Raw genomic sequence first — 24,812 nt, forward strand, 5'->3', positions numbered from 1 at the left:
GCAGTCGCGTCTGCCGAGCAACCTGGCAGATGCGACTGCGGCTCTTCGCGGGCTGAGCGCGCAGTTCCCCGCGCCCCTAGGGAGGCGACCCTTACGAGGCGTTCCTCGCCAGGCCGAGCGCGTACTCCGGCCACCACTCGCCCGCCTTCGGGCCACCCCGGCACGTCCCGTCGGACTCCCCCGGCCGCTTGACCCACAGATACGCGTCGACGAGCGGATCGGCCGTCTTCGTCGTCGGCGTCTCGCCGAGCGCCCGCCCCGGCGGGTTGCACCAGGGGTCCTTGCCCTTGTCGTAAGGGCCGTTGCCGTTGCGGCCCGTGTCGATGACGAACGGCTTGCCGCCGATCTTCGCCGAGAGCTTCTTGCCGAACTCCGTACTGGCCTCGGTGGTCTGGAAGTTGGAGACGTTCACCGAGAAGCCGTCGGCCTGCTCGACGCCGGACCGCTTCAGGGGCTCCCAGAGCGAGTCGGGGTTCTGCCAGCCCGCGTTGCCCGCGTCGAGGTACACCTTGGTGTTCTTCAGGGACTTGAGCTTGGTGATGGCGCCCTTGAGGAGGTCGTAGCGCTCCTCGTGGAACTGCTCGGGCGTGCAGTTGTCGACCATGTGCAGCACCGCGTCGGGCTCCAGGATCACCGTGGCGCGCCGGTCGCCGATGCCCTTGGCGACCTGGTCGACGAAGGCGCGGTACGCGTTGCCGTCGGCCGCGCCGCCCCCCGAGTACTGGCCGCAGTCGCGGTGCGGAATGTTGTAGAGGACCAGCAGGGCGTCCCGATCCGCCTTCTCGGCGGCCTCGGTGAAGCCGCGGGCCTGTTCCTCGGCGCTCTCCGGGACGATCCACTCGGACACCGGCTGCTCGGCGATCCGCCGGATCAGCTCGGCCTCGTCCTTCTTGCCGTCCTTCTCGTACGAGGCGACCTGCTTGGCCGCGGTCCCCTCCGGGTTGACCCAGTACGGGTCCTTGCTCTTCGGCTGCTGCTCCGGAGGCCGGCCCGACGTCTTCTCCTCCGGGTCACCACCGGAGGAGGAGCACGCGGAAAGGAGCAGCGCGGCCCCCGCGAGCGCCACCCCCGTCCGCACCCCCCGGGCCGCGAGACCATGTCCGCGGCGGGTGTCTTTGCGGTACATCCACTCCCCCTTGGGCGCACTGTCCGTATCTCAATCCTGACATACGGTCCTTTGCCCCACGAGTGCTGTCACCAAGGGCCGTTACCGTGCGCGTCGGCAGGGTAGGCAGAGCGTGCGGAGAGGGGAGGAGAGGGCCATGGGGGACCACCCATGCGAACTGCGGCTCGCGGAGATCCTGGTGGAGAGCGCGGACACGCTGGCCGACGATTTCGACCCCGAGGGCTATCTGCGGCGGCTCTCGGACCACTCCGTGGAACTGCTCGGCGCGCAGGGCGCGGGCGTGATGTACACCGGCGGGGGCGGCGGGGTCCGCCTCATCACCGGGAGCAGGCGGCCGGCGGCGGTGCGCGCCCTGTTGGCGGCGCAGCACCGGGGCGGTCCGTGTCTCGAGGGCTTCGGGACGGGCAGGCCCGTGCCGCCGGTCCGGATCGACCGCGCCGAAGTGGCGTCCCGGTGGCCCGCGTTCGCCGAACGGGCCGGTGAGCACGGCGTCACGGCGACGTTCACGGTGCCGCTGCGGCACCGCGGCCCGGTCCTCGGGGTACTCAACGTCTTCGTGTCGCAGGCGCACGGGACGGAGCCCGCCGAGCGGGAGCTGCGGCTGCTGCGGGTGCTCGCGGACGCCGCGGCGGTGGGCCTGCACAACCACCGCACGCACACGCGGTACCGCACGCTGTCCGCACAGCTACAGGGCGCGCTGGACAGCCGTATCCGCATCGAACAGGCCAAAGGCGTCCTGGCCGAGCGCTGGAACACGGGGGTGGACGAGGCTTTTGAGGCGCTGCGGTGTTACGCGCGCAGGGAGAGCCGGCTCATCGACGTGGTCGCCGCGCAGGTGATCGAGGGAACCCTCGGCGTCGAGGAGCTGCGGCAGGTGCGGCCCGGGCGGTCCTGAGAGGGCGGGCCGGGCCACGGAGGGGTGCGGGGCCCACCGCGTGGCCACTTGGCGCCGTCCGTCGCAGGGCCGCCTCTAGGCCGCCGCGCGCATTCGCCCTAGAGTCTCTTGCACGGCCCAAGCCCCTGGCCTTGCGGGTCGTTCCGGAATCCGGGACCACCCGTGCACCTCCCGCGCCGGCGCCGGGTTCCTCCCGCAGCTCGTGCGCGCGCGGTCGAGGACCAGCCCGGTCGGCGGCTCCCCGGGGGGGGGAGCGGGTCGCCGATCGGGCCAGGTGAGCCCGGCGGCCGGTGGAACCGCCCCGGACCCGGCGGGGTGTTGACAGGGACGCGACGCGCTGGGACTCTCCGTGACGACAAGTCCATACATCGAGGCGACGGTTGACAGGAACCCGGTGCGAATCCGGGACGGTCCCGCCACTGTGACCGCGTACGCACGCTCGTACGCGGAAGTCAGGAACTGAGCCGTCGTCCTCCTGCCATGGGGCGTGGAAACCCCAGAAGGAGGCCCACCGGTATGTCCCTGCACTCCGCAGCTCCGCACACCGACACCACGGCGAGCCAGGCCGCCGTGACGCAGACCCGCGACTGGCTGATCGCATCGGCCGCCGCGGTCATCGCGCTCATCGCGCTGTACGCCGTGTTCATGGACAACGGCTCGCTGATCTCGGCGACCGGCGACTACCTCCACGAGTTCGCGCACGACGGCCGGCACCTCTTCGGCGCCCCGTGCCACTGACCGGGCGGACGGACACGAGCACCATGCCCACATCACCCGTACTCCCGCTGCTCGGACGCGGCCTGGTGGCGGGAGGAGCGGCGGGCCTCGCCGCCGGCCTCTTCTCCCTGCTGCTCGCCGAGCCCCTGATGGACCGCGCGATCCGCGCCGAGGAGAGACGCTCGGCCGCCGAGGAGCACGCGCACGGCGCGGCGCAGGCCATCCAGCACCACGAGGAGCTGTTCAGCCGCTCCACCCAGCACGGCGGCCTGGTCGTGACCGCGGTCGTCGCGGGCCTTGCCCTCGGCGTGCTGGTCGCCGTCGCGTACGCCGCGGTGCACCGGCGGGATCCGCGCGCGCTGCCGTGGCCGCGCGCGCTGGCCTTCTGCGGCGCGGCCTTCCTCGCGGTCTCGCTCCTGCCCGGGATCCGCTATCCGGCGAACCCGCCGGGCGTCGGCGACGCGGGCACCGTCGGCGACCGCCAGGCGCTCTGGCTCGCCTCGGTCGCCATCGGCGTGCTCGGCATGTTCCTCGTGCGCCAGGTGTACGTGCGCCTCGTCGCGCGTCCCGAACCGGTGCGGCACATCGCGACGGCGCTCACCGCGGTCGCCGTCCTCCTTGCGCTCTTCCTGCTGCCGGGCAACCCCGACCCGGTGCCGGTCGAGGCGTCGCTGCTGTGGGAGTTCCGCATGCTGTCGCTCGCCTCGCACGCCCTGCTGTGGGCGGTGTTCGCGGCGGTCTTCGGCGCCCTGGGGGTGCGCGCGGCGGCCCGGAGCGCCGTCGAGGTGACCGCTCCGGCCCCGTCACCGGCCGGGCAGCGGGTCGCCTGACGGGGGCGGCGCCGGGTCTAGCGCCGCACTCCCGTGAGGTACGCCGAGACGATCACGTTCGCCGTGTAGGTGCGGGTGGCCCGGTCGAAGGTGCCGCCGCAGGTGATGAGGCGCAGTTCGGCGCGGCCCTCCTCGTGGGGGCCGTAGGCCTTCTTCGCGTCGAAGCGGTCGCTGGTGACGACCTGGACGTCGTCGATCGTGAACTGTGCGACGGTGCCGTCGTCGCGGGTCACCTCGATCTTCTCGCCGGGGCGCGCCGCGCTGAGGTCGTAGAAGACGGCCGGGTCCGTCTCGGTGTCGACGTGGCCGACGAAGAGGGCCGCGCCGGGGGCGCCGGGGCGGGTGCCGCCGCCGTACCAGCCGACGGCGTCCGCCTCGGCGAACGGCGGCGGGTCGATCGCGCCGCGGGCGTCCAGGCCGCGGGCGGTCACCGGGGCGCCGATCTTCAGGGACGGCACTCGACGCGCGCCGGGCGGGCGCCAACGGCTCGTGGGCGGGCGGCAGTTCGACCGCGTGGGGGCGGCCGACCGCCGCCACGTCGCCGGTCGCGGGCCCCGAAAGGCCGCCGGGCAGGCTCGTGAGGCCGCTGCCCCACAGCGCGAGGCCCACCAGGAGGACCGCCCAGGCGACGCCGGTCAGCAGGCGTCCGGACCCGGACGGGCGTTCGCCGCCGGACACGCTCACGTCCCGCCCGTCACTCGGAGCGGCGCCGGCGGACGCTGCGGAAGGCCACGGCGACCGCCGCGACGCCCGCGAGGATCAGGCCGATCACGGCGTGCCGGGTGCCGGGTCCCGCCTCGTCGGCCCCGTCGGCCTCCGCGGACACCGTCGAGGTGAGGTGGGCGGTGCCGCCGCCCCCGGCGCGCACCGGGGCGGCGGGCTCCGGGTTCCGCTGGTTGATCCGGACCGTGCCGGTGCCCTGGTGGGGGTGGCCGTCGCAGATGACGGTGACGTCGTACGAACCGGAGAGGCCGCCCCGGATCTCGGCGTTGCCGTGCAGCGCGTCCTTCCCGCCCCGGCCGGTGAGCTTCGCGTCCCCCTCGAAGGCACCGGACCCGGCCGTCCCGCTGCTGCCCTCACAGCCCGAGACGCGCACCTCGACGGTGGCGCCGGCCTGAGCGTCGGCCGGGGTGACCTCGGCCTGTACGGCACCGTCCTCGTGGGCCCGGGCCGCGCCGACGGGCAGGGCGAGCGCCAGGACGACGGCCGCACCCGCCCCACGAAGAGCAAGGGATCGTATACACATCGTGAACCTCCTGTCCTTCGAGGTTCACGCGCGGTGACGCTCTTCGCATCCCGGTACGGGGCCAAACGGGCGGGGGCCCGGGCCCCGCACCGGCGAGGGGGCGGGGTCGCGGGCCGTGGGGGTCAGACGCGGTCGACCAGGTCGGCGATGGAGTCCACGACGGTGGACGGCCGGAAGGGGTACTTGTCGATGTCGCGCCGCGACGTCAGGCCGGTGAGCACCAGGAACGTCTCCATGCCCGCTTCGAGACCGGCGAGGACGTCGGTGTCCATGCGGTCGCCGATCATCGCGCTGGTCTCCGAGTGGGCCCCGATGGCGTTCAGCCCCGTCCGCATCATCAGCGGATTCGGCTTGCCCGCGAAGTACGGGTTCTTGCCGGTCGCCTTGGTGATCAGCGCGGCGACGGCGCCGGTGGCGGGCAGCGGGCCCTCGGTGGAGGGGCCGGTCTCGTCGGGGTTGGTGCAGATGAAGCGGGCCCCGCCGTTGATGAGGCGCACCGCCTTGGTCATGGCCTCGAAGGAGTAGGTGCGGGTCTCGCCGAGCACCACGTAGTCCGGGTCGTGGTCGGTCAGGACGTACCCGATGTCGTGCAGGGCCGTGGTCAGGCCCGCCTCGCCGATGACGTAGGCCGTGCCGCCGGGGCGCTGGTCGTCCAGGAACTTGGCGGTGGCGAGCGCGGAGGTCCAGATGTTCTCGACGGGCACTTCGAGGCCCATGCGGGTCAGCCGGGCCTGGAGGTCGCGCGCGGTGTAGATGGAGTTGTTCGTCAGCACCAGGAAGGGCTTGCCGGAGTCGCGCAGCTTCTTGATGAACGCGTCGGCACCGGGGATCGGGACGCCCTCGTGAATGAGTACGCCGTCCATGTCGGTGAGCCACGATTCGATGGGCTTGCGCTCTGCCATGAGGTGCACTCCTGCGGTGTACGGGTTGGCTGGGGCGCCGGGACAGCGCTGTGCCGACGCCCCCCACCCTACGATCAGCTGCCGATGGCCGACTTCCAGTCCTCCACGTAGCTCCGGAGGTTCTCCGAAATGTCCGCCCAGTCCGGCTCCAAGATCTCGACGCCGTCCATGATCTTGTCGAGGGCGACCGCGTTGGCGTCGGTGGCCTTGACGTCCTTGCGGGCCGCGAAGCCGCCGCCGACCTCGCTCACCTGCCGCTGCGCATCCTGGCTGAGCAGATGGTCGAGGAGCTTCTTCGCGTTGGCGCCGTGCGGGGCCTTGTCGACGAGTCCGGCCGCGTAGGGCAGGGCGAAGGTGGTCGGTTCGCCGCCTTCCTTGGCGGGGAACCAGATCTTGAGGTTCGGCATGTCCTTGGACTGGGCGTAGTTCATCTGGACGTCGCCGTTGGCGGCGAGCAGTTCGCCCTTGTCGACCTTGGGCGCCAGTTTGCCGGTGGAGGCGGAGGGGCCGACGTTGTTGGTCTGGAGCTTCTTCAGGTACGCCATCGCGGGCTCGCGGCCGCCGAAGTCGTGCATGGCCTTGATGAGCACGGCGGTGCCGTCGCCCGCGACGCCGGGCGTGGAGTACTGCACCTTGCCCTTGTACGCGCTGCCGGTCAGGTCCTCCCACGTCTTGGGGGCCTTGCCGCCCGGCAGCTCCTTCTTGTTGTGGATGAAGCCGAAGTAGTTGTTGACGACGGAGGTCCACTTGCCGTCGGCGGCCTTGTCGGCGCCGTCGACCTCTTCGGACCCCTTGGGCTTGTACGCCTTCAACAGCCCCTTCTCGTCGGCCTGTTGGATGAAGGGCGGCAGCGTGATGATGACGTCGGCCTGGGTGTTGGACTTCTCGCGGACGGCGCGCTGCACCATCTCGCCGGAGCCGCCCCCCACGTAGTTGACCTTGATGCCGGTCGACTCCGTGCGCGGCGCGCGGTAGAGCTGCTGCGGCGTCCCGCAGTCCTGGAGCCGCGCCCGGTCCATGACGGCGATGCGGTCGGCGAGGGTCAGCGCCTCCACCTGGTCATGGGTGACGTACAGGATCGACACGTCCGGCAACTCCCGATGCAGGCGCGCCGGTTCGGCCAGCATGCCGGAGCGAAGCTGCGCGTCGAGCGCGGAGAGCGGCTCGTCGAGGAGCAGCACGCCCGGCCGGACCGCCAGCGCCCGCGCGATGGCGACGCGCTGCTGCTGGCCGCCGGACAGCTCGCGCGGGAACCGCTTGGCGTACGCGGCCATCCCGGTCATCTCCAGGGCCTCGGCGACCCGCCCGGCGATTCCGGACTTGGCGGCCTTGCGTGCCTTCAGGCCGAAGGCGACGTTGTCCTCGACCCGCATGTGCGGGAACAGCGCGTACTGCTGGACGACCATGCCGATGCCCCGCCGGTGCGGCGGCAGCGCGGTGACGTCGCGCTCACCGATGAACACGCGCCCCGACGCGGGCCGCACGAAGCCCGCGACGGCCCGCAGCGCGGTGGTCTTCCCGGAGCCGGAGGGTCCGAGCAGCGCCATGACCTCGCCCGGCTCGACGGTCAGGTCGAGCGCGTCGAGGACGGTGGTCCTGCCGTAGGCGACGCTGACCCGGTCGAAGCGGATGCCGCTGCTCATGTCCGCGCCCCGGCGGGCGGGGCGAGCAGCCCGGGCAGGTCGCCGACCGAGGCGAGGACGTGCGTGGCGCCGTGCTCCCGCAGCTCCGCCTCGCCGTGGGCGCCGGTCAGCACGCCCGCCCCGGCCCGCACCCCGCTCGTCATGTCGTACGCGGTGTCGCCCACGACGGCGACCTCCTGGACGCCCGCCACGGCCCCGGTGCGCAGGAAGGCGCTGAGCACCATGTCCGGGTAGGGCCTGCCCCGGCCGCCCGCGTCGGCGGGGCACAGCGCCAGCTCGACGAGGTCGCGCCAGCCGAGGGCGTCCAGGATGGCGTCCTGGGTGACGCGGGCGAAGCCGGTGGTCAGTACCACTGTCCTACCGGCCGACTTCAGTTTCTCGATGGCCTCGCGGGCGCCCGGGACCGGTGCGATCCGGCCGCCGTCGACCAGCTCCCCGTACGCCTTCTCGAAGGCGGCGTTGGCCCGCCGGGCGAGCGCCTCCTCGCCGAAGAGGTGCCGGAAGACGGAGATCTTGGACTCGCCCATCGTGGCGCGCACGTACGCGAGCTTCTCGGCGTGGTCGGCCGAGCCGGGCTCGACGCCGAGTCCGGCCGCGGCGGCGGAGAAGGCCCGCTCGACGAGGCCGCCGTCGGCGACGGTGGTCCCGGCCATGTCGAGCACGACGAGACCGATGCGGTCGTCCTGCACAGCGCTCACCATCCCAGTTCGTTCGCGGTCGTCTCGCCGATCGCCGGCGAGCAGGTCATGCCGCGCCCGCCGGGCCCGGTGACCAGCCACATGCCGTCGCGCACCTGCTGGCGGTGCACGACACGGCTGGTGTCGACGCACTGCGCGTACACCCCGGCCCAGCGCCGCGTGATCTTCGGCAGCGGGCGGCCGAGGAAGCCCTCGACGACCTCGGTGAGGTGGTCGGAGGGGTCCTCGACGGTGTCGAAGGCGAAGGGGTGTTCGTACTCGTGGGTGTCGCCGATGGTCAGGCCGCCGTCCGCGCGCTGCACCATGAGCAGCTGCATCTTGTGCGCGGCGGCGGTCGGGGTCTGTGCCTGCCCGGCGTCGAGCGCGTCGAGCGCGGCGGACCGGTACGCCGGGTAGTAGCGGAAGCTGTCGGCGTCGGCGACGGACGTGGTGAGCGGTTCGCCGAGCGGCGCGGTCGGCATCATCTGGAGGCGGACGCGCCGCACGGGCAGCCCGGGCCCGGCCAGTTCGCGCACCAGGCCGCCGAGCCAGGCGCCGGTGGCGAGCACGACGACGTCCCCGGTGTGCACGTCGCCGTGGTCGTCGCGCACCGCGTTCTCGCCGACGGCCTCGCGGACCTCGCGGCCGGGCAGGAAGGTGTAGCGCGGGGAGGCCAGGAGGGCTTCGCGCAGCCGGAGCTGGGCGGTGCGGGGCTCGACGGCGGCGTCCCGCTCGCACCACAGGGCGGCGAGGAAGTCGCCGCGCAGGGCCGGGTTGAGGGCGCGGGCCTCCTTCTCCCCGAGGAGCTCGTAGCCGCGGGCGGCGGCGTCGGGGCGGGTCAGCGCGGCCTCGGCGACCGCGCGCTCGCGTTCGGTGCGTACGAGGGTCAGGGAGCCGTTGGCCCGGAAGCCGAGGCCCGGCACGCGCTCACCGATCGCCTCCCACAACTCACGTGCGCGCAGGGCGGTTTCCAGCCCCTCGCCGCCCGCGCGGCCGCTCACCCATATCTGCCCGAAGTTGCGCAGTGACGCCCCTCGGGCCTCGCTCTCGCGCTCGATCTGTACGACCTAGTGGCCGCGTTCCACTGCGTGCCAGGCGTGCATGGTGCCCACCACGCCGGCTCCTACGACGATGACTCTCACGGCGGCAACGCTCCTGCGGACGGGTGGCCCGCGCGGGGCCGAACGGCAACGGGACGGTGATGCGGCCGTCGGTGTCCCGTGAGAGGCGGTGGATGAGCAGCATGGGCAGGGCGGGCGGCGTCCCGATGAGCAGGGCCTCGCGCGGGGTGGCGAGGACCGTCTCGACGCGTTCGTCGGCGTCCCCGAAGCCGATGCCGAGCTGGTCGCGGAGGTAGACGTAGAAGGAGGAGTCCGGTTCGAAGTCGCGGTCGAGGCGCGGCGGCCGCGCCACGGACACGTAGGTGCTCTCCAGGCCGACCCGTTCGTCGTCGGCGAGCAGGACGCGCTCCATGTGCCAGACCGGCTCGCCCGGCCCGGCGTCGATCTCGGCGGCGAGCGCGGCCGGGCACGGGAAGCGGTCGAGGGAGATGAGGTGACGGCCGGGCGTGCGCCCCTGCCGGCATACGCCCTCGGTGTAACTGGCCAGGGAGAGCGGCTGCTCCAGCTTGGGGCCCGCGACGACGGTGCCGCGGCCCTGCCTGCGCAGCCGCCGCTCCAGGAGGAGTTCGCGCAGCGCCTGGCGCACGGTCTCGCGCGCCACCTCGTACCGCTCGGCGAGGTCCCGCTCGGTGGGCAGCGTCTGCCCGTCCCCCAACTCGTCCGTGAGGGCGGCGATCCGGGCCTTCACGGCGTAGTACTTCGGGATGCGCCCGTGCTCGGGGATGCCGGAGCGGATGGGGGCACCGGGCGCCTGGTCCAGCAGGTGGGCGGGCGGCTGAGCGGGGTTCGGGTTGTCCACCCGGGGATGTTCGCAGACGTACGTGAACGCAGACGTACGTGAACGGGGCCCGCGTCAGGGGATCCGGTGCGGGACGGCTCAGCGGCCGGTCGCTCGGAACCTGCGGTAGCGGGCCAGCAGGGCGGCGCCGCCGAGGAGGAGGGCACCCGCGGCCGCCCCGAGGCGGAGCAGGGTGGCGGGGCCGGTCTGCGCCAGCTGCTCGATCGGTTCCGGCCGCGCGGTGGACACCCCCGCTGAGTCCTCGGCGTCCTCGGCGTCCTCGGCATCGTCAGGGGCGTCGGCCGCGACGGCGAAGCCGTAGTCGTTGGAGTCGCCGACCCACTCGCCGTCGTCCTCCCTGCGCTGCACCAGCGCCGCCGACGCCATGACGCGGTTCGGCAGGGCGTCGGAGGTGAAGGCGAGGCGGACCTTCACGGTGACGGTCCTGCCGGGGCCGACGGTGAAGCCGGGGAAGCCGTCGTCGAGGACGCCGATGTTCTCGTCCTGGTCGGTCTTCTCGAACGGCACGGACCGCCAGCGCGTCCCGTCGTGGAACTCCAGCCGGATCTGCTCCGGCAGCAGCGGCTGCCGCTGGCCGACGAGGACCAGGATCGGGTGGACGCCGGCGCAGGTCTCGTCCGTGGCGTTGGTGAGGTCGATCGTCCAGTCCTGCCGGGGGCCGCCGGGGCGGTAGGCGCCGGGGCCCTCGTGGATCCGGGTGGCGAGGGGGAAGTCGGCGCGGTCGGGCGGGGCGCAGCTCGGCGGGGCACGCTTACGTGGCCCTGCTTACCTGCGGACGGGCGCCGCCTGGCCGGGCTCCTCGGCGGCGGCGGGGGCGGCCGCCACGGTGGACGCGAGGGCGGTGGCGAGGGTGGTGGCGACCGTGGTGGCGAGGCCGAAGGGGGCGGAGCTGGGGAATCGCATGACGGACCTTTGCCGGGGTGGACGGGCCTTTGCCAGGCTGTGATGCGTACGCCGGGGGCCGGTGAGGTGGGCGCGGTGACCGGGTCACCGGTCATGGCCGCGACCCTGCCACGCGGCCCCTGCCGCACCGGAGCGCCACCCCCCGGTAGGCCCGATCGGCCGTTCAAGAACCCCACGATCAGTCGAGATCCCGCGTATCGTGATTGGCCGACGGAGGACTGGCCGGGACCCGCTAACCGGGCAGCCGATTGACCGTGAGGCGGCGGCCGGGAGCCGACCAATCGGGGAGCCGACCGGCCGCCACACGACCGGCCCGAAGCCGACCAACCGGCCAGACGACCGGCCACCACACGACCGGCCGGAAGCCGATCAACCGGGCAGACGATCGGCCACCACACAACTGGCCGGGACCCGACCAACCCAGGAGACGACTGGCTGGAAGACGACCGGCCCGAAGCCGACCAACCGGCCAGACGACCGGCCACCACACGACCGGCCGGCAGCTGATCAACGGGGAGCCAATTGGCCGCCACACGACCGGCCCGAAGCCAATCAACCGGCCAGACGATCAGCCGCCACACGACCGGCCGGGACCCGATCAACCGAGGAGACGACTGACCGGAGGACGACTGGCCGGGAGCTGATCAACCGGAGGGACGATCCGCCACCACACGACCGGCCGGAAGCACCGCGTCCGCGCGGCCGAACAGGGGTGCGAGGACCAACTGCGCGGCCCCCTCCGCGACGCCGCGCGCCCCGCCGGGCGCGAGGGCGACGGGCACCTCCGCTCCCCCGCCGCCACGCCGGACGCGCTCGGCGACGACCTCGCCCACGCCACGTACGAACAGCTCCGGCGCGGCGAACACGGTCCGTCCGCCGAGCAGGACGCGGTCGATGTCCAGCAGCCCCACCAGGTTGCCGGCGGCGGTGCCGAGGACCCGCGCGGCCTCGTCGAGCTCGCCGCGGGCCACGGCCGCGAGGCACAGCGCCTCGACGCAGCCGCGGTCCCCGCACTCGCAGAGCGGCCCGTCCAGCCGCAGCACCTGGTGGCCGAACTCACCCGCTCCGGTGCGGGCGCCGCGGTGCAGGGCGCCGCCGAGCACGAGTCCCGCGCCGAGCCCGGTGCCCAGATGCAGATACGCGAAGGAACCGGCGGCGTCATCGCCCGCGAGGGCCAGGCCGAGGGCGGCGGCGTTGGTGTCCTTGTCCACGGCGACGGGCAGCCCGAGCCGCTCCGCCAGCGCGTCCCGCAGCGGAAACCCGTCCCACTCGGGAAACCCGGTCACGCGCCGCAGCACACCCGCCGCGTGGTCGAGCGGCCCGGGCAGCGCGACACCGACACCGCCGGGCCCCGGTACCGCGCCCGCCTCCCCGCTCGTCGCGCTCGTCGTAAGCCCCCGCACCTCCCCGTCCGCCAGCAGCGCCCGCACCTCCCCTGCCGCCGACTCCACGACCGCCCGCGCGCCCGCGCCGAAGTCCAGCGGAGCGCGGCGCTCGGCGACCACCGCGCCGGTCAGGTCGACGAGGACCGCGCGCAGTTCGTCGCGGTCCAGGTGGAGGCCGACCGCGTGGCCCGCCTCGGGGACCAGGCGCAGGACCGTGCGGGGCTTGCCGCCCGTCGAGGCACGGCGGCCCGCCTCCGCGGCGAGCCCCTCGGCGCGCAGCCGCGCGGTGATCTTGCTGACCGCCTGCGGGGTGAGCCCGGTGCGCTCCGCCAGCTCCAGGCGGCTGATGCCGGCGCGGCCCGCCACGCGCAGCAGATCGAGCACCAGCGCGGCGTTGTGGCCGCGCAGCGCCGGCAGGTTGACTCCGGAGTTCGCCCTGTTCACGTACGACTTCACCCGGCCATTGTGCCGCCCGCTTGCACTTTGGCAACACCGTTGCTTAAGTGGTTCGCATGACTGCGAATGTGACTGAGACCGAGACTGAGGCGACTGGTGGTGGCACCGGCGCTCCCCCGCTCCGCGTCGGCCTCGTCGGGTACGGCCTCGCGGGCTCCGTCTTCCACGCCCCGCTGATCGCCGCCACCGAGGGCCTCGCCCTCGACACGGTGGTGACGTCCAACCCCGAACGGCAGGCCCAGGCCCGTGCCGAGTTCGGCGACGGCCTGCGCTGCGCGGCCTCGGCCGACGAGCTGTGGGACCGGGCGGACGAGCTGGACCTGGTCGTCATCGCGTCGCCGAACAAGACGCACGTGCCGCTCGCCAGGGCCGCCCTCAAGGCGGGCCTGCCGGTCGTCGTCGACAAGCCGCTCGCGGGCACGGCCGCCGAGGCACGCGACCTGGCCGCCCTCGCCGACGAGCGCGGACTGCTCCTGTCCGTCTTCCAGAACCGCCGCTGGGACAACGACTTCCGTACGCTGCGGCAGCTGCTCGCGGACGGCGAGCTCGGCGACGTATGGCGCTTCGAGTCCCGCTTCGAGCGGTGGCGGCCGCAGCCGAAGGGCGGCTGGCGCGAGTCCGGGGACCCCGAGGAGATCGGCGGCCTTCTCTACGACCTCGGCAGCCACGTCGTCGACCAGGCCCTGGTCCTCTTCGGCCCCGCCGCGCGTGTCTACGCCGAGTCGGACGTGCGCCGCCCGGGCGCGCAGGCCGACGACGACACGTTCATCGCGATCACCCACACGAACGGCGTCCGCTCGCACCTGTACGTGAGCGCCACCACCGCCCAGCTCGGCCCGCGCTTCCGCGTCCTCGGCTCGAAGGCCGGATACGTGAAGTACGGCCTCGACCCGCAGGAGGCGGCCCTGCGCGAGGGCAGGCGCCCCGCGACGCAGGACCCCTGGGGCGTGGAGTCCGAGACGATGTGGGGCCGGATCGGCTCCGGGGAGTCCCCGGCGACCGGCGGCGGCCGCCCCGTGCGGACGCTGCCCGGCGACTACCCCGCGTACTACGCGGCGATCGCCGACGCCCTGCGCGGCACCGGAGAGAACCCCGTCACCGCGCTCCAGGCCGCCGCGGCCCTGGACGTCCTGGAGGCGGCCCGCCGCTCGGCCCGCGACGGTGTGACGGTGACCCTGTGACCGCCGCGCCGAGCATCGACGAGCTTCAGGCGCAGGAACGCCGCCTGGTCCTGACCCGCTTCACGTACGACGACGCGTGGCGGCTCGGCTCGCTCCTGGTGGAGCTGGCCCGCGAGCGCCGCGCCCCGGTGGCGATCGACATCACCCGCGGCGGCCAGCAGCTCTTCCACGCGGCGCTGCCCGGCTCGACCCCGGACAACGACGCCTGGATCCACCGCAAGCGACGCGTCGTCGAACGCTACGGCTGCTCGTCCTACCTGGTCGGCGCCCGCTTCCGCGCCAAGGGCACGACCTTCGAGGACTCCTCCCGCCTGGACCTCGACACGTACGCGGCGCACGGCGGCGCGTTCCCGATCACGGTCGAGGGCGCGGGGGTCATCGGCACGGTGGTGGTGTCGGGGCTGCCGCAGGTGGAGGACCACGCGCTGGTGGTGGAGGCCCTGGAGCGGTTCATCGCCGCCTGATCCCCCTCGGCCAACGGAAAGCGGCCCCGCGCGGAACCGGGAAGTCCCGGGTTCTCGTGCGGGGCCGCTCGCAGCGCGTGCGCCGTCAGACCCGGTTCAGGGTGTACGTACCCGTACCGTCCTGCCTGCCGCTGGAGTACTGGCGTACGGACTCCCCGTCCGCGTACCGGTCGTGGCCCATCATGGAGCCGGTGTACTTGTTCTGCACACCGATCTTCGAGCTGCCGGGCACATCACGGTAGATGTAGAACCGCTGGAGGTCGTCCTCCGTGCAGGGGGCCGCCATCATCAGGGGCGCCTGGTCGGCGCCCGCGCTCTGCACGGGGATGGTGGCGCACGCCTGGTTGCCCAAGTTCCACAGGGTCGCCTCGATGACCCCGTCGCGCTCCGTCACGTTGCACAGGCGCCACTGGTCCAGATTGCCGCTGAAGATCGTCGAGGGCCGCAGGCGGACACTGTCGGCCCTGAGGTGCGGCGCGCCCCAGAAGAGGGGCCTGCCGGGTACGCCGATCCTGTAGAGCTCGGCCCCGCAGCTGAGGTCGGCCTTCGCGCTGGGCGCGCCGGCCTTCGCCCCGGGCCCGCCGGCCTTGGGCTGTCCGGCGACCTTGCCGCCGGTGGCGGCCTGGCGCTGCGCGAGGCGGTCCCGCTCCTGCTTCGCCGTGGGCGGCACCGCACCCGCCGGGCGCTCGGCCTTCGCGGCGGGCGAGCCGCAGTCGAGGAGGCTCTGCGCCTTGGCCATGATGCTGTTCGCGGGCACGCTGTCCTGGCAGCGCACCGCGCCTTCCTCCACGGTGGTGAAGGTGGTGAAGTTGCCGCCGCCGGGGCCCTCGATCCACTTCAACGCCCAGCCGCCGCCGCTCTGTTGGACGCGGTTGCAGTTCAGGCTCGCGTACGTACCGGTGACCTTCTTGGTGCCCTTGTAGACGCCGTAGTAGCCGGGCTGGTTGAAGTTCCACGTGACCGCGTTCGACTCGGTGCTCGTGGAGGAGGCGTCGACCTTCACGCTCAGACCCAGGGTCGCACCGGCGGCAGTGAGGGTCTGGACGGGGAAGCTGCCCTCGAGACCGCCGGTGACGCCGACGGAGACCGAGATGACCGTCTGGGTGCTGGTGGTGACGACCTGGTTGCCGGTGGTGCCCTCGGTGACGAACCAGCCCTTGAAGTGGGTGATCGTCGGGGAGACTTCGGTGGACTTGATGTACGGCTTGCGGGTGCCGAGGTCGGCCGCCGTACAGGTGTCGCCGGGCCGGGCCGTCGTGGCGGCAGCCGGTGAGGCGGTGGGTGCCGCGGCGGCCGGTGAGGCGACGAGGCTCATGGCGGTGACCGCCAGGGTGGCCGCCGTGGCGGTCACCGCCGTGAATGATCTGCCGAAGCGGCTTACGGGCCCTATGGAGCGCAGCATTGCCTGTTTCCCCCTGGTCGCCTGGTCCTGTGTGTGCGGTCGGGGGTGAATGTAGCGGCCACAGGCGGTGGTGGCGTAAGCCCCGAACTAGCCACAAAGGATCACGGAGGGGCTTGTTCCGCCCCCGCGGCGGCCATCAGGGCTGGTGGGGGGAGTGGGCGGGGCGGCTTGCGTGCGAGGCCGATTACCTGCGGGGGCGGCTTGCGTGCGGGGCCGCTTACCCGTGGGGCCGACTTGCACGCGGGCGCCGCCTACGCGTCCTTCAGCTGCTGCCGCTGCCGCCCGAGCCCGTCGATCTCCAGCTCCACGACATCCCCGGCCCGCAGATACGGCTTCGGCTCGGGCTGCCCCATGGCGACGCCCGCCGGCGTACCGGTGTTGATGACGTCACCGGGGTAGAGCGTCATGAACTGGCTTACGTAGCGCACCACTTCCGCCACGGGGAAGATCTGCTCGGCGGTCGTGCCGTCCTGCTTCAGTTCGCCGTTGACCCAGAGTTTCAGGGACAGCGCCTGCGGGTCCGGGACGTCGTCGGTGGTGACGAGCCAGGGGCCGAGCGGGTTGAACGTCTCGCAGTTCTTGCCCTTGTCCCAGGTGCCGCCCCGCTCGATCTGGAACTCCCGCTCGGACACGTCGTGTGCCACCGCGTACCCCGCGACGTGCGCCAGCGCCTCCTCGTGGGACTCCAGATAGCGCGCCGTACGTCCGATGACCACGGCCAGCTCGACCTCCCAGTCGGTCTTCACCGAGCCGCGCGGCACCAGCACGGTGTCGTCCGGGCCGATCACCGTGTCCGCCGCCTTGAAGAAGATGACGGGCTCGGCCGGCGGCTCGGCCCCGGTCTCGCGGGCGTGGTCGTGGTAGTTGAGCCCGATGCAGACGACCTTGCCGATGCGGGCGACCGGCGGCCCGACGCGCAGCCCCTCGGCCGACAGCGCCGGCAGCACCCCGGCACCCGCGGCGGCCCGTATCCGGTCGAGCGTGCCCGCGTCGGAGAGCAGCGCCCCGTCGATGTCCGTGACGAGCCCGGACAGGTCACGCAGGGTCCCTCCGGCGTCGAGCAGCGCGGGGCGCTCCGCCCCGGCCGTACCGACTCGCAGCAGCTTCATGGTCGAACTCCATTCCTTCGGTAGCCCGGCCGATGGATGCGGCCATCGGAGGTCAGGGATTGGTCGATCCTCCAAGCAAGGCGTCCGGTCCGCAATACCCCGTTCACGTACTGGACCGTTACTCGGCGGTAGCGAACGCCCCGTGCCCCTCAGGCGGCGGAGGCCAGCGCCCCGGCCCCCACGGGCATGTCCCGGTACAGCACGGCGCGTTCCACCGCGCTCCAGGTCGTGCTGGTCACCACGTACAGCGCGGCGGCCAGCGGGACCACGGCCACCGTGAACAGAGTCATGAACGACATCAGCGGCATCACCTTCGTCATGGCGGCCATACCCGGTACCTGCGGGTCGCCGGCCCCGGGCTGCGGCGCGACCGCCATCTGGCGCTTGGTGCGCACGTAGTTGAAGGTGGCGACCGCCGCGACAAGGGCGAAGAGCGCCAGGTAGACCAGTCCCTGCGCACCGAAGAGCCCGCCGTCGGCCAGGGCGTCGGTCCACCGCCCGCCGAGGGGCGCGGCGAAGAGCGTGTGGCCGAGCAGCGCGTTCGCCTCGCCGCCGATGCTGGAGCTGGAGAAGAGGTGGTACAGCAGGAAGAACGCGGGCAGCTGGAAGAGGCTCGGCAGGCAGCCGGAGAGCGGTGAGACCTGCTCCTTGCGGTGCAGTTCGATGACCGCCTTCTGGAGCTTCTCCGGGTTCTTGGCGTGCTTCTTGCGCAATTCCGCGATCTGCGGCGAGAGCTTGGCGCGTGCCTTCTGGCCGCGGGCCGAGGCGCGCGACAGGGGGTGGACGAGGAGTCGTACGCAGGCGGTGAAGAGCACGATCGCGGCGGCGGTGGCCGAGGCGTGGAAGAGGGGGTCGAGCAGGTCGGCGAGGTTCTCGACCAGCCCGGCGAACACGGACATGAAGGCGGAGAAGGAGTCGGACAGGAAGTCGAACATGGCGGAGCCCTCCGGGGGTCTCGTCGTGCCGGGAGTGGAGGCGATGGCAGACAGACATCGCGTCGGCGTGACGACCCGCGAGGGGCGGTGGTGCGGTGGGTGGTGCGATCCCCTACGCGGCGGCCGTCAGGAGGGGACGGCCGGGCGCTCGGGGGCGCCTGCGGCCCCGGGCGTCGGGGTCGCGCTGGGGCAGGAAGGCGGTGCGCCGTTCACGGTCGCGGATGGCTGTACGCACTCGGGTGCGGGGCACGACGGGCGCGCAGCGCGCGGCGATCACGGAGCAGACGGCGAGCGCGGAGCCCGCGGCGGCGGTCGCGGCGAGGGCGACGGCGGCGGTCAGGCCGCCGGTGTCGACGAGGACGACCTCGACGAGCAGGAACAGCAGGAGCAGGGCCGGACGCGCGGCGGTCTGCCACCCACGGATGCCACGGATGAGCTCCCGCACCGTCGGTCCCCCCTCTCCGTGTCCCACGAGATGTGCACGAGATTTGTCGTACCGCCCGTTATACAGGATCGGTCTCGACCGGCTGAAGGAGGCGTCGGGGCCTGGCCAGGGCGCGGCTGACCGGATCCGCGGGTTCCATGTCGAGCCCGGGGCCCGGCAGCATCTCCACGTCCTCGGGCGGTACGAGGATGCCGCAGCCGGGGCAGTCGCCGACGACGCCCAGCTCCGTGCCGCATTCGGCGTGACGGAAGACCCGCAGGGGCTGGCTCCCGGTGAAGTTGTCGCGGCCCCAGGCACCGAGCGCGCACACGGCCCACCACAGCTGCCGGCCGCGCTCCGTCACGACGTACTGATGGCGCGAGGGGACGTCCGGGCAGGACCGCTTCTCCAGGACCCCCGCGGCGACGAGCGTCTGGAGGCGCGCGGCCAGCACGGCGCGCGGGATGCCGAGGTGAACGAGGAAGTCGTTGTAGCGCCGCACTCCGTAGAGCGCGTCGCGGATGACGAGCAGCGTCCAGCGCTCCCCGACGATCTCCAGCGCACGGGCCATCGAGCACTGCTGCGAGACGTAGTCCTTGCCGAGAGCCATGCGTCCACCTTAGTCGACTCGGGACATCCAGGTTCAATGAATGAACTTCCACTGCTACCGTGAGCCGCACTTGAGAGTTCATTCACTGAACCTAGGAGGCGCCGAGCCATGCCCCGCTCCACACCGGGCGAATCCACCGCCCCGGCCCAGACCACCGCACCGCCCCGGTCCACCCCGCCCCGGCCCGCTCCCCTCCAGGGCGGGGCGGACCGCGCGCCCCGTCCCACCGCGACCCTCGCCGTCACGAGCGCCGCCACCGCCGTGGCCCTGATGACCTACACCGCGCCGGCCGTCATCCTCCCCGACACGGCGGCGTCCCTCGGCACCTCGCTCACCGCCCAGGCCTGGCTGCTCAACGGCACCCCGCTCGGCCTCGCCGCGTTCCTCCTGGCCGCCGGCAGCATCGCCGACGACCACGGCAGGCGGCGGGTGTTCCTCTGGGGCACGGCCGGACTCGGCGTCGCCACCGCGCTGGGCGCGCTCGCGCAGACCACCCTGCTGTTCACCCTCGCCCGCGTCGCCCAGGGCGCGGCGAGCGCGGCGATCCTCGCGACCAGCCTCGGCCTGCTCGTGCACGCCTTCCCCGCCGGGCACGGCCGCGTCAGGGCGACCGGCATCTGGGGGGCGTGCGTCAGCGGCGGCATCGCGGTGGGCCCGCTCGTCGCGGGCGGGCTCGCCGCGGCCGACTGGCGGTGGGCGTACGCCGTGCTGGGCGCCGCCTCCCTGATCGTCGCCGCCTTCGCCCCGCGCGCGCTGACGGAGTCCCGCACGCCGCGGGGCGGCCGGACCGACCTGGCCGGGGCGCTCACGCTCGGACTCGCGGCGACCGCGCTGGTGGCCGCGCTCACTCTGGGCCGCGACGGCTGGCTGCGCGCGCCGGTGGGCGCCCTGCTCCTGGCGGCCGTGCTGCTCACCGGGCTCTTCGTGGCCGTGGAGCGCCGCGCGGCGGCACCGGTCCTGGACCTCGGCCTGCTGCGCCGCCCGCTCTTCCTCGCCTCGTCCGCCGGGGCGCTGTTCACCGGTTTCTCCGTGATCGCGCTGTTCAGCTACCTGCCGGCGCTGCTGCAGCACACGATCGGCATGTCGGCGATGGGTGCCGCCTGGCTGATCTTCCTCTGGTCCGGCGCCTCCTTCGCCGTGGCGCTCCAGGCGAGGCGGCTCGGGGGCCGGATCTCCGCGCGCCACCAGCTGGCCCTCGGCTTCGGGCTGCACGTCGCGGCCGTCCTGACGATGCTGGGCGCGGCCTCGTCCGGCTCGTGGCCCCGCCTCCTGCCCGGCCTCCTGATCTCCGGCGCGGGCAGCGGCCTCCTGAACGCCGCGCTCCCGCTGCTGGCCGTCGAGTCCGTGCCGGCCGACCGCGCGGCGATGGGGTCGGGGGCCAACAACACGGCGCGGTACATCGGTTCGGCGGCGGGCGTCGCCCTGATGATCGCGGTCTCCACGGCCTCGGGGGACCTCGCACACGGCGCGGACGTCGCGATGCTGGTCTCGGCGGGGCTCGGCGTACTGGCAGCGGCGGGCGTCCTGCTGCTGCGGGAGAGGCGGGGCTGAGGCTCCTGCCGGGGGCCGCGCCGAGGCCCTATCGGGGTCGCATGGACCGCAGGGTCCCCCACACGACGAGCCGGTACTTGGAGGTGTACTCGGGGGTGCAGGTGGTGAGCGTGATGTAGTACCCCGGCGCGCCGTACCCGTACCCCTTCCGCACCTCGCTGCGCGGCACGTCCCGCAGGACACCCCCGTCACGGGCGGAGGTCCGCTCCAGCAGCTTGTCGACGACGTAGGTGTACACGGCGCTCCGGGTCTCGACCCGCAGCTCGTCCCCTCTCCGCAGCCGGTTGATGTACCGGAAGGGCTCGCCGTGGGTGTTGCGGTGCCCGGCGAGGGCGAAGTTCCCGGCCCGGCCGGGCTGGGCGGTACGGGGATAGTGCCCGACGTATCCCTGGTCGAGCACGCCGCTCTTGCGGATGCCCTCGGCGACGGGGACGCGGACGCCGAGCTCGGGGATGCGGAGGATGGCGTAGGCCTGGTCGGAGGCCCCGCCGACCGAAGGCCCCGAGGAACGGGCGGCGCTCCCCGAGGACGAAGCTGGATCTGGATCTGAAGCTGGATCTGAAGCCGGAGTCGGAGCCGGAGCTGAATCTGGATCTGAAGCTGAATCCGGAGCCGGAGCCGGAGCCGGAGCTGAATCTGGAGCCGGAGCTGAAGCCCCCCACTCCTCCTCAAGGGCTTGGACCGTGCGCTCGGCGGCGGCGCGGGCCTGCCGGTTGGTCCACCACAGTTGATGGGCGACGAACAGAAGGAGTACGAGCCCGAGAGTGACGGCGGCCTCGCCCCCGCCCCACAGCACGCGCGCCCAGAGGGGCCGCCGGGCGCCGCGCCCCTGCTGCACCACCGGAACCGGAACCCGCTCCCGCACGACGCCTCCCTCACACCCCCGCGACGGACGGCCGCCCGGAGGATAGGCGCTGCCCCCGGAACAATCCATGGCCGGGCCAGGGGCAGCCGGGACCATCCACCGAACCGGCCCTCCTGCAAGAGACCCGCTCGGCAGTACGGTGTCCCGTATGCGCCCCGAGAAGCCTGCCGCCGCTGCCGATCACGTCGACGCCGACCACATCGCCGAAGCCGCGCGCCTGGAACGCACGGCCGGCCTGTACCCGGAGGACGCCGAACACCTGCTCCTCCAGGCCGCCGCCCACCTCGAACTGGCCGGCGCCCGCGACCGCGCGACGACGCTCTACGACCGCCTGCTGTCGGCGGAAGCCGAGCGCCCCCCGGCCGCCCCTCTCCTCATCCGCGCCCTGAAGGCCGCGAACCTCTGGGAGTACGGCCACGAGGCGGAGGCGAGGGCGATCATCGAGGGCGTGCGCACGGCGGCACCCCGGGACCCGGCGCCGTGGGTGATCGTGGCGGAGTCCCTCGAATCCCACGACGAACTGGAACAGGCCCACGCCACCTTGACGGAGGCGGCGACCCTGCTGCTTCCCCCGGACGCCATCCAGGACCCCCCGTACACGACGCACCCCCTCCTCTTCGGCCGCCACCGCGTACGCCGCCTCCTGGGCGCCGACCACGACGCGTGGGACGCCCTGGCGGACCGGATTTCCACGGCCCGCGTCCCCCTGGACGAACTCCACGACCCGAAGCGGCTCTGGTCGCTCGGCTCGGAGAACCCGGCGGAGCTCCGCGCGGAGATCACCCGCCTCCAGGCGGAACTGGGCTCGTACCGCGAGGCCCTGTCCCGCCCCTTCCCGGTGGCGATCCTGCACTGGCCGGAACCGGAACTGACGGAACTCCTCACGGCGTACCCGTCCCTGACGGCCGAATACCCCTCCCACGCGGCACACTTGGCGACCATAGAGTCCTCGTTGCGCGAACTGTCCGCCTCCGGCACCCCGAACCTCGGCATCGTCACCGGCACGGTCCCGTCCTACGAGGCCTTCGCAGCCTCGGAGTCCACCTCCCCGGCCGACCCGGAACTGCTTCCCCAGTACGCGACGACACTGGCGGCACGGGGCCGCGCGGTGACATGGCCGCCGGAGGGGGCGGAGGGGTGCTGGTGTGGGTCGGGGGTGGCGTATGGGGCGTGCCATGGTGGTAACAGCACCACCTGATGCTGCCCTCTTGTTCTATCTCAGCAGCGCCATTGGGAGAACGACGCCGTGCCCGAGAACGCAGAATGGACCCCTCCAGCGGGATCATGGGCCTCGTCGGCGGCCCGGCGGCGCAACATGCAGGCGATCCGGAGCAGGGATACCAAGCCGGAATGGCTGCTCCGTCGCCTGCTGCACGCTCAGGGGCTGCGGTACCGCGTCGCCGCGAAACCTCTTCCTGGCCTCCGGCGTACAGCCGACATCGTCTTCCGGCCCATAAAGGTCGCGGTCTTCGTTGACGGTTGCTATTGGCACGGGTGCCCTGAGCACTACGTCCCGCCTAAGACCAATTCCGGCTACTGGTCCGAGAAAGTCGTCCGCAATGTGAAGCGCGACCGTGACACCGATGAGCAGCTGTCAGCGGCCGGATGGACGGTTCTCCGCTTCTGGGAACACGAGTCACCGGAGGAGTGCGCTAGCAGCGTTCTCCGCGTCGTCCTCGAGCGTCGGCAGGCTCTGCTGCATAGGAATCTCAGCGGCGACCAGTGACGGATCGTCCTCAGGCTCATACGCAGGGTTCGGATCCTCAAGAACCGGGCCCTTACGGGACAGTGCCGCATGAATGGCTCTGCCCACAGCCTCGGCGACCGGAGGCGGAAACGCGTTACCAACCTGACGATAGCGGGCCGTCTTGCCTCCGCTGAACTGCCACGGGCCCTCAGGGTCCTCGTCGCCTGGGAAGCCCTGGATGATGGCAGCTTGCTGGACCGTGAGCTTAGGTCCCCTAGTCAGGTTGCCCAGGTCCCGGTCAGGGTCAACCATGCTGATCTCGTCATTGGCTACACCCATGCCATCAATGCCCAGAGCCGCCCAGGCCTTCTTCGCCCGGGTCGGACCAAGGTCCGCTCCGCCGTGCTTCTTGGACCCCCCCACCAGCGTCGGAGCGACAGTGCCGAGATTCGCGTCACGGTGCCACTTCTCGAAGCGTTCGGTACCCGCCCCAAGCCGCCTTTTCATGCTGGGTCCCAGTGCATCGACTACCCGGAACAGCTTCTTCTGAGGAACTGGCCAGTCGAAGCCGCGGTACTCGTCCTTGCGGATTGCGACCAGGATGGCGCGGGGCCTGAGCTGAGGAACCCCGTAGTCCTGGGCTTCCAGAACGCGCCAGCCGCAGATGACATAGTCGGCTTTCCGCAGCCGGTTCTTGATGTGGTTGCGGTAATAGCGGAACTTACGCTCCGGCTGCACCAGCCCCCGGACGTTCTCGATCATGACCGCGCGAGGCCTTAGTTCCTCAACGAGATCCAACATGCGAGGGAAAAGATCACGTTCATCGTCCCGGCCCAGCTGATGCCCCGCCGCCGAAAAGGGCGGGCAGGGAACGCCACCAGCAAGAAGATCAAGCTGTCCCCGGCGGAGCATCTGCTTCTGCCGACCAGAACCCCGCTTCGCCTCATGGCTCTCCGGGTCAGGAACTTCCTCAAGCGGCTCAAACTTCGTGACGTCCACCTCACGAACCAGGCAGTGCTCCTTCTCCCAGCTCCACGAGGGACGCGCCGCGATATTCATCCTCAGCGTCTCAGCGGCATGCTTGTCGATCTCCACCAGCGCGAGGTGCCGGAAGCCAGCCTGGTGAAGCCCAACAGCTTGGCCGCCGGCACCCGCGCAGATCTCGATCGAGGTCAGCTTGTGGCGGGCGGTCCCCATCGGCTCCTCCTGGTACGGCGATGTTGCAGACACGCAAGTGTCGCATCCCTCCGGACCAGGAGGCACATGACCGGCCGACTACCTCAGAGAGGTGTCAGCTTCCCAAGAGACCGTCCAAGTCCCTCCTGAGATCCTCCCTCAGGACCGCCGGAAGCTGCCGGTACATCGCCCATACCCTTTCCATCTGTGACATGGCACGCCCATCGGCTTTCATCCAGCTGAGCAGCTCCTGCTTATCGCGCCTGCGCAACTCCGTCACCCGGTCCCAGACCTGCTCCTTGGTCATCTGCACCCCCGTGAGGTGCCTCACGGTCTCGTTGCAGCGAGCGCACTCCGTAATCAGGTCCTCAGCCTCGGCCGCGCTGCCGGACCTGTGCGGGTTCACGTGCCCCACGGTGAGCCGTACATGTGCGCTCGGATCATCCGCGTACGCCTCGCCAGCCGCATGCCCGCACCGGCGACAGGCGTGGCCGTCCCGCTCCAGCACCAGCCGCCTGGTCTTGGAACTGATCTGACGCAGACCTGCCGCCCTGTGCTCGGGCTCCCAGACAGGGCGCCCAATCGCCTCCAGGTACAGCTGGTCAGGCTGCAGGCTCGGCCGGTCACGGTTGGTCCTGATGACCCATCCGGCAGGACGCAGGTCGCGCATGCGGCGATCCACCTGCTCCGCACCTTGAATCGCCGCGC

General features: G+C 72.3%; 25 protein-coding genes, 2 pseudogenes and 1 riboswitch. Of the genes and pseudogenes, 8 read left to right on the forward strand and 19 right to left on the reverse strand.

Going from position 1 to position 24,812, the window contains the following annotated elements:
• Positions 1 to 91: 91 nt before the first annotated feature.
• Positions 92 to 1,126 (reverse strand): glycoside hydrolase family 6 protein, encoded by a 1,035-nt coding sequence (locus KKZ08_RS14265; protein WP_223774806.1) that lies wholly within the window; start codon positions 1,124 to 1,126, stop codon positions 92 to 94.
• A gap of 136 nt (positions 1,127 to 1,262) precedes the next feature.
• Between KKZ08_RS14265 and KKZ08_RS14270 the strand changes: the two genes are divergently transcribed.
• The 3 genes from KKZ08_RS14270 to KKZ08_RS14280 all read left to right on the forward strand — a co-directional run bounded on the left by KKZ08_RS14270 (position 1,263) and on the right by KKZ08_RS14280 (position 3,568).
• Positions 1,263 to 2,021: a GAF and ANTAR domain-containing protein gene (locus KKZ08_RS14270; protein ID WP_223774807.1), complete on the forward strand. Its 759-nt coding sequence runs from the start codon at positions 1,263 to 1,265 to the stop codon at positions 2,019 to 2,021.
• A gap of 360 nt (positions 2,022 to 2,381) precedes the next feature.
• Positions 2,382 to 2,505, forward strand: a riboswitch (cobalamin riboswitch).
• A gap of 32 nt (positions 2,506 to 2,537) precedes the next feature.
• On the forward strand, positions 2,538 to 2,759 hold the full coding sequence (locus KKZ08_RS14275) for a CbtB-domain containing protein (RefSeq protein WP_223774808.1): 222 nt from the start codon (positions 2,538 to 2,540) through the stop codon (positions 2,757 to 2,759).
• A gap of 23 nt (positions 2,760 to 2,782) precedes the next feature.
• Positions 2,783 to 3,568: a CbtA family protein gene (locus tag KKZ08_RS14280; RefSeq protein WP_223774809.1), complete on the forward strand. Its 786-nt coding sequence runs from the start codon at positions 2,783 to 2,785 to the stop codon at positions 3,566 to 3,568.
• Between the two features lie 17 nt (positions 3,569 to 3,585).
• Here the strand turns inward: KKZ08_RS14280 and KKZ08_RS14285 are convergent.
• The 10 genes and pseudogenes from KKZ08_RS14285 to KKZ08_RS14330 form a co-directional block, all read right to left on the reverse strand.
• Positions 3,586 to 4,246 (reverse strand): annotated as a pseudogene (locus KKZ08_RS14285) (class F sortase).
• A gap of 16 nt (positions 4,247 to 4,262) precedes the next feature.
• Entirely contained in the window at positions 4,263 to 4,814 is a 552-nt protein-coding gene (locus KKZ08_RS14290; RefSeq protein WP_223774810.1) for a hypothetical protein, read from the reverse strand.
• A 122-nt stretch (positions 4,815 to 4,936) separates the two neighbouring features.
• On the reverse strand, positions 4,937 to 5,716 hold the full coding sequence (locus KKZ08_RS14295) for an HAD-IIA family hydrolase (RefSeq protein ID WP_223774811.1): 780 nt from the start codon (positions 5,714 to 5,716) through the stop codon (positions 4,937 to 4,939).
• Between the two features lie 74 nt (positions 5,717 to 5,790).
• Positions 5,791 to 7,359: a 2-aminoethylphosphonate ABC transporter substrate-binding protein gene (locus KKZ08_RS14300; RefSeq protein ID WP_223774812.1), complete on the reverse strand. Its 1,569-nt coding sequence runs from the start codon at positions 7,357 to 7,359 to the stop codon at positions 5,791 to 5,793.
• Positions 7,356 to 8,057 carry an HAD family hydrolase gene (locus tag KKZ08_RS14305; protein ID WP_263303343.1) on the reverse strand — a complete coding sequence of 234 codons (702 nt, stop codon included), beginning with the start codon at positions 8,055 to 8,057 and terminating at the stop codon, positions 7,356 to 7,358. The genes KKZ08_RS14300 and KKZ08_RS14305 overlap by 4 nt, the downstream gene beginning before the upstream one ends.
• A complete protein-coding gene (locus KKZ08_RS14310; RefSeq protein ID WP_223779050.1) occupies positions 8,054 to 9,094 on the reverse strand; it encodes an FAD-dependent oxidoreductase in 1,041 nt (346 codons plus the stop codon). Before KKZ08_RS14310 ends, KKZ08_RS14305 begins: the two co-directional genes overlap by 4 nt.
• A 145-nt stretch (positions 9,095 to 9,239) precedes the next feature.
• A pseudogene (locus KKZ08_RS14315) lies at positions 9,240 to 9,956 on the reverse strand (GntR family transcriptional regulator); the annotation flags it as partial.
• Between the two features lie 78 nt (positions 9,957 to 10,034).
• A complete protein-coding gene (locus tag KKZ08_RS14320) occupies positions 10,035 to 10,463 on the reverse strand; it encodes an LPXTG cell wall anchor domain-containing protein (RefSeq protein ID WP_223774813.1) in 429 nt (142 codons plus the stop codon).
• Between the two features lie 258 nt (positions 10,464 to 10,721).
• Positions 10,722 to 10,859: a hypothetical protein gene (locus tag KKZ08_RS14325; RefSeq protein WP_223774814.1), complete on the reverse strand. Its 138-nt coding sequence runs from the start codon at positions 10,857 to 10,859 to the stop codon at positions 10,722 to 10,724.
• Between the two features lie 644 nt (positions 10,860 to 11,503).
• A complete protein-coding gene (locus KKZ08_RS14330) occupies positions 11,504 to 12,700 on the reverse strand; it encodes an ROK family transcriptional regulator (RefSeq protein ID WP_223774815.1) in 1,197 nt (398 codons plus the stop codon).
• Positions 12,701 to 12,768: 68 nt separating this feature from the next.
• Between KKZ08_RS14330 and KKZ08_RS14335 the strand changes: the two genes are divergently transcribed.
• Together KKZ08_RS14335 and KKZ08_RS14340 are read left to right on the forward strand one after the other, a co-directional pair.
• A complete protein-coding gene (locus tag KKZ08_RS14335) occupies positions 12,769 to 13,881 on the forward strand; it encodes a Gfo/Idh/MocA family oxidoreductase (RefSeq protein WP_223774816.1) in 1,113 nt (370 codons plus the stop codon).
• Positions 13,878 to 14,345, forward strand: a complete 468-nt coding sequence (locus KKZ08_RS14340; protein WP_223774817.1) for a heme-degrading domain-containing protein — start codon at positions 13,878 to 13,880, stop codon at positions 14,343 to 14,345. Before KKZ08_RS14335 ends, KKZ08_RS14340 begins: the two co-directional genes overlap by 4 nt.
• Before the next feature lie 85 nt (positions 14,346 to 14,430).
• On the opposite strand, the gene KKZ08_RS14345 is transcribed toward KKZ08_RS14340, so the two are convergent.
• The 5 genes from KKZ08_RS14345 to KKZ08_RS14365 form a co-directional block, all read right to left on the reverse strand.
• Positions 14,431 to 15,660: a hypothetical protein gene (locus KKZ08_RS14345; protein WP_223779051.1), complete on the reverse strand. Its 1,230-nt coding sequence runs from the start codon at positions 15,658 to 15,660 to the stop codon at positions 14,431 to 14,433.
• 338 nt (positions 15,661 to 15,998) lie between these two features.
• A complete protein-coding gene (locus KKZ08_RS14350) occupies positions 15,999 to 16,856 on the reverse strand; it encodes a fumarylacetoacetate hydrolase family protein (RefSeq protein ID WP_223774818.1) in 858 nt (285 codons plus the stop codon).
• Between the two features lie 149 nt (positions 16,857 to 17,005).
• A complete protein-coding gene (locus tag KKZ08_RS14355; RefSeq protein WP_223779052.1) occupies positions 17,006 to 17,755 on the reverse strand; it encodes a YidC/Oxa1 family membrane protein insertase in 750 nt (249 codons plus the stop codon).
• Positions 17,756 to 17,903: 148 nt separating this feature from the next.
• Entirely contained in the window at positions 17,904 to 18,236 is a 333-nt protein-coding gene (locus tag KKZ08_RS14360) for a DUF6412 domain-containing protein (protein WP_223774819.1), read from the reverse strand.
• A gap of 58 nt (positions 18,237 to 18,294) precedes the next feature.
• Entirely contained in the window at positions 18,295 to 18,825 is a 531-nt protein-coding gene (locus tag KKZ08_RS14365) for a helix-turn-helix domain-containing protein (protein ID WP_223774820.1), read from the reverse strand.
• A gap of 108 nt (positions 18,826 to 18,933) precedes the next feature.
• On the opposite strand from KKZ08_RS14365, the gene KKZ08_RS14370 reads away from it, so the two are divergent.
• Positions 18,934 to 20,376, forward strand: coding sequence for an MFS transporter (locus KKZ08_RS14370; RefSeq protein WP_223774821.1), 1,443 nt, complete (start codon positions 18,934 to 18,936; stop codon positions 20,374 to 20,376).
• Between the two features lie 28 nt (positions 20,377 to 20,404).
• Here KKZ08_RS14370 and KKZ08_RS14375 read toward each other — a convergent pair whose 3' ends face one another.
• The gene (locus KKZ08_RS14375; RefSeq protein WP_223779053.1) at positions 20,405 to 21,217 is read right to left on the reverse strand and encodes a class E sortase; all 813 of its coding nucleotides are present in this window, start codon (positions 21,215 to 21,217) and stop codon (positions 20,405 to 20,407) included.
• A 172-nt stretch (positions 21,218 to 21,389) separates the two neighbouring features.
• Between KKZ08_RS14375 and KKZ08_RS14380 the strand changes: the two genes are divergently transcribed.
• Both KKZ08_RS14380 and KKZ08_RS14385 read left to right on the forward strand, forming a co-directional pair.
• On the forward strand, positions 21,390 to 22,439 hold the full coding sequence (locus tag KKZ08_RS14380) for an SEC-C domain-containing protein (protein ID WP_223774822.1): 1,050 nt from the start codon (positions 21,390 to 21,392) through the stop codon (positions 22,437 to 22,439).
• A 48-nt stretch (positions 22,440 to 22,487) separates the two neighbouring features.
• Positions 22,488 to 22,967, forward strand: coding sequence for a very short patch repair endonuclease (locus KKZ08_RS14385; RefSeq protein WP_223774823.1), 480 nt, complete (start codon positions 22,488 to 22,490; stop codon positions 22,965 to 22,967).
• On the opposite strand, the gene dcm is transcribed toward KKZ08_RS14385, so the two are convergent.
• Positions 22,878 to 24,125, reverse strand: coding sequence for a DNA (cytosine-5-)-methyltransferase (gene dcm, locus KKZ08_RS14390; RefSeq protein ID WP_223774824.1), 1,248 nt, complete (start codon positions 24,123 to 24,125; stop codon positions 22,878 to 22,880). The two genes, KKZ08_RS14385 and dcm, sit on opposite strands and share 90 nt — an antisense overlap.
• A gap of 94 nt (positions 24,126 to 24,219) precedes the next feature.
• The gene (locus KKZ08_RS14395; RefSeq protein ID WP_223774825.1) at positions 24,220 to 24,774 is read right to left on the reverse strand and encodes an HNH endonuclease; all 555 of its coding nucleotides are present in this window, start codon (positions 24,772 to 24,774) and stop codon (positions 24,220 to 24,222) included.
• Positions 24,775 to 24,812: the final 38 nt, after the last annotated feature.

Source organism: Streptomyces sp. 135 (assembly GCF_020026305.1).
In the GTDB taxonomy this organism is placed as follows: Bacteria; Actinomycetota; Actinomycetes; order Streptomycetales; family Streptomycetaceae; genus Streptomyces.

Bases quoted from the DNA above. Each gene is read 5' to 3' on its own strand.
- KKZ08_RS14325 (WP_223774814.1), bottom strand. From the start codon at position 10,859: ATGCGATTCCCCAGCTCCGCCCCCTTCGGCCTCGCCACCACGGTCGCC.
- KKZ08_RS14355 (WP_223779052.1), bottom strand. From the start codon at position 17,755: ATGTCCGTGTTCGCCGGGCTGGTCGAGAACCTCGCCGACCTGCTCGAC.
- KKZ08_RS14350 (WP_223774818.1), bottom strand. From the start codon at position 16,856: ATGAAGCTGCTGCGAGTCGGTACGGCCGGGGCGGAGCGCCCCGCGCTG.
- KKZ08_RS14365 (WP_223774820.1), bottom strand. From the start codon at position 18,825: ATGGCTCTCGGCAAGGACTACGTCTCGCAGCAGTGCTCGATGGCCCGT.
- KKZ08_RS14265 (WP_223774806.1), bottom strand. From the start codon at position 1,126: ATGTACCGCAAAGACACCCGCCGCGGACATGGTCTCGCGGCCCGGGGG.
- KKZ08_RS14370 (WP_223774821.1), top strand. From the start codon at position 18,934: ATGCCCCGCTCCACACCGGGCGAATCCACCGCCCCGGCCCAGACCACC.
- KKZ08_RS14290 (WP_223774810.1), bottom strand. From the start codon at position 4,814: ATGTGTATACGATCCCTTGCTCTTCGTGGGGCGGGTGCGGCCGTCGTC.
- KKZ08_RS14295 (WP_223774811.1), bottom strand. From the start codon at position 5,716: ATGGCAGAGCGCAAGCCCATCGAATCGTGGCTCACCGACATGGACGGC.
- KKZ08_RS14345 (WP_223779051.1), bottom strand. From the start codon at position 15,660: ATGAGCCTCGTCGCCTCACCGGCCGCCGCGGCACCCACCGCCTCACCG.
- KKZ08_RS14270 (WP_223774807.1), top strand. From the start codon at position 1,263: ATGGGGGACCACCCATGCGAACTGCGGCTCGCGGAGATCCTGGTGGAG.
- KKZ08_RS14280 (WP_223774809.1), top strand. From the start codon at position 2,783: ATGCCCACATCACCCGTACTCCCGCTGCTCGGACGCGGCCTGGTGGCG.
- KKZ08_RS14275 (WP_223774808.1), top strand. From the start codon at position 2,538: ATGTCCCTGCACTCCGCAGCTCCGCACACCGACACCACGGCGAGCCAG.
- dcm (WP_223774824.1), bottom strand. From the start codon at position 24,125: ATGGGGACCGCCCGCCACAAGCTGACCTCGATCGAGATCTGCGCGGGT.
- KKZ08_RS14380 (WP_223774822.1), top strand. From the start codon at position 21,390: ATGCGCCCCGAGAAGCCTGCCGCCGCTGCCGATCACGTCGACGCCGAC.
- KKZ08_RS14395 (WP_223774825.1), bottom strand. From the start codon at position 24,774: ATGCGCGACCTGCGTCCTGCCGGATGGGTCATCAGGACCAACCGTGAC.
- KKZ08_RS14300 (WP_223774812.1), bottom strand. From the start codon at position 7,359: ATGAGCAGCGGCATCCGCTTCGACCGGGTCAGCGTCGCCTACGGCAGG.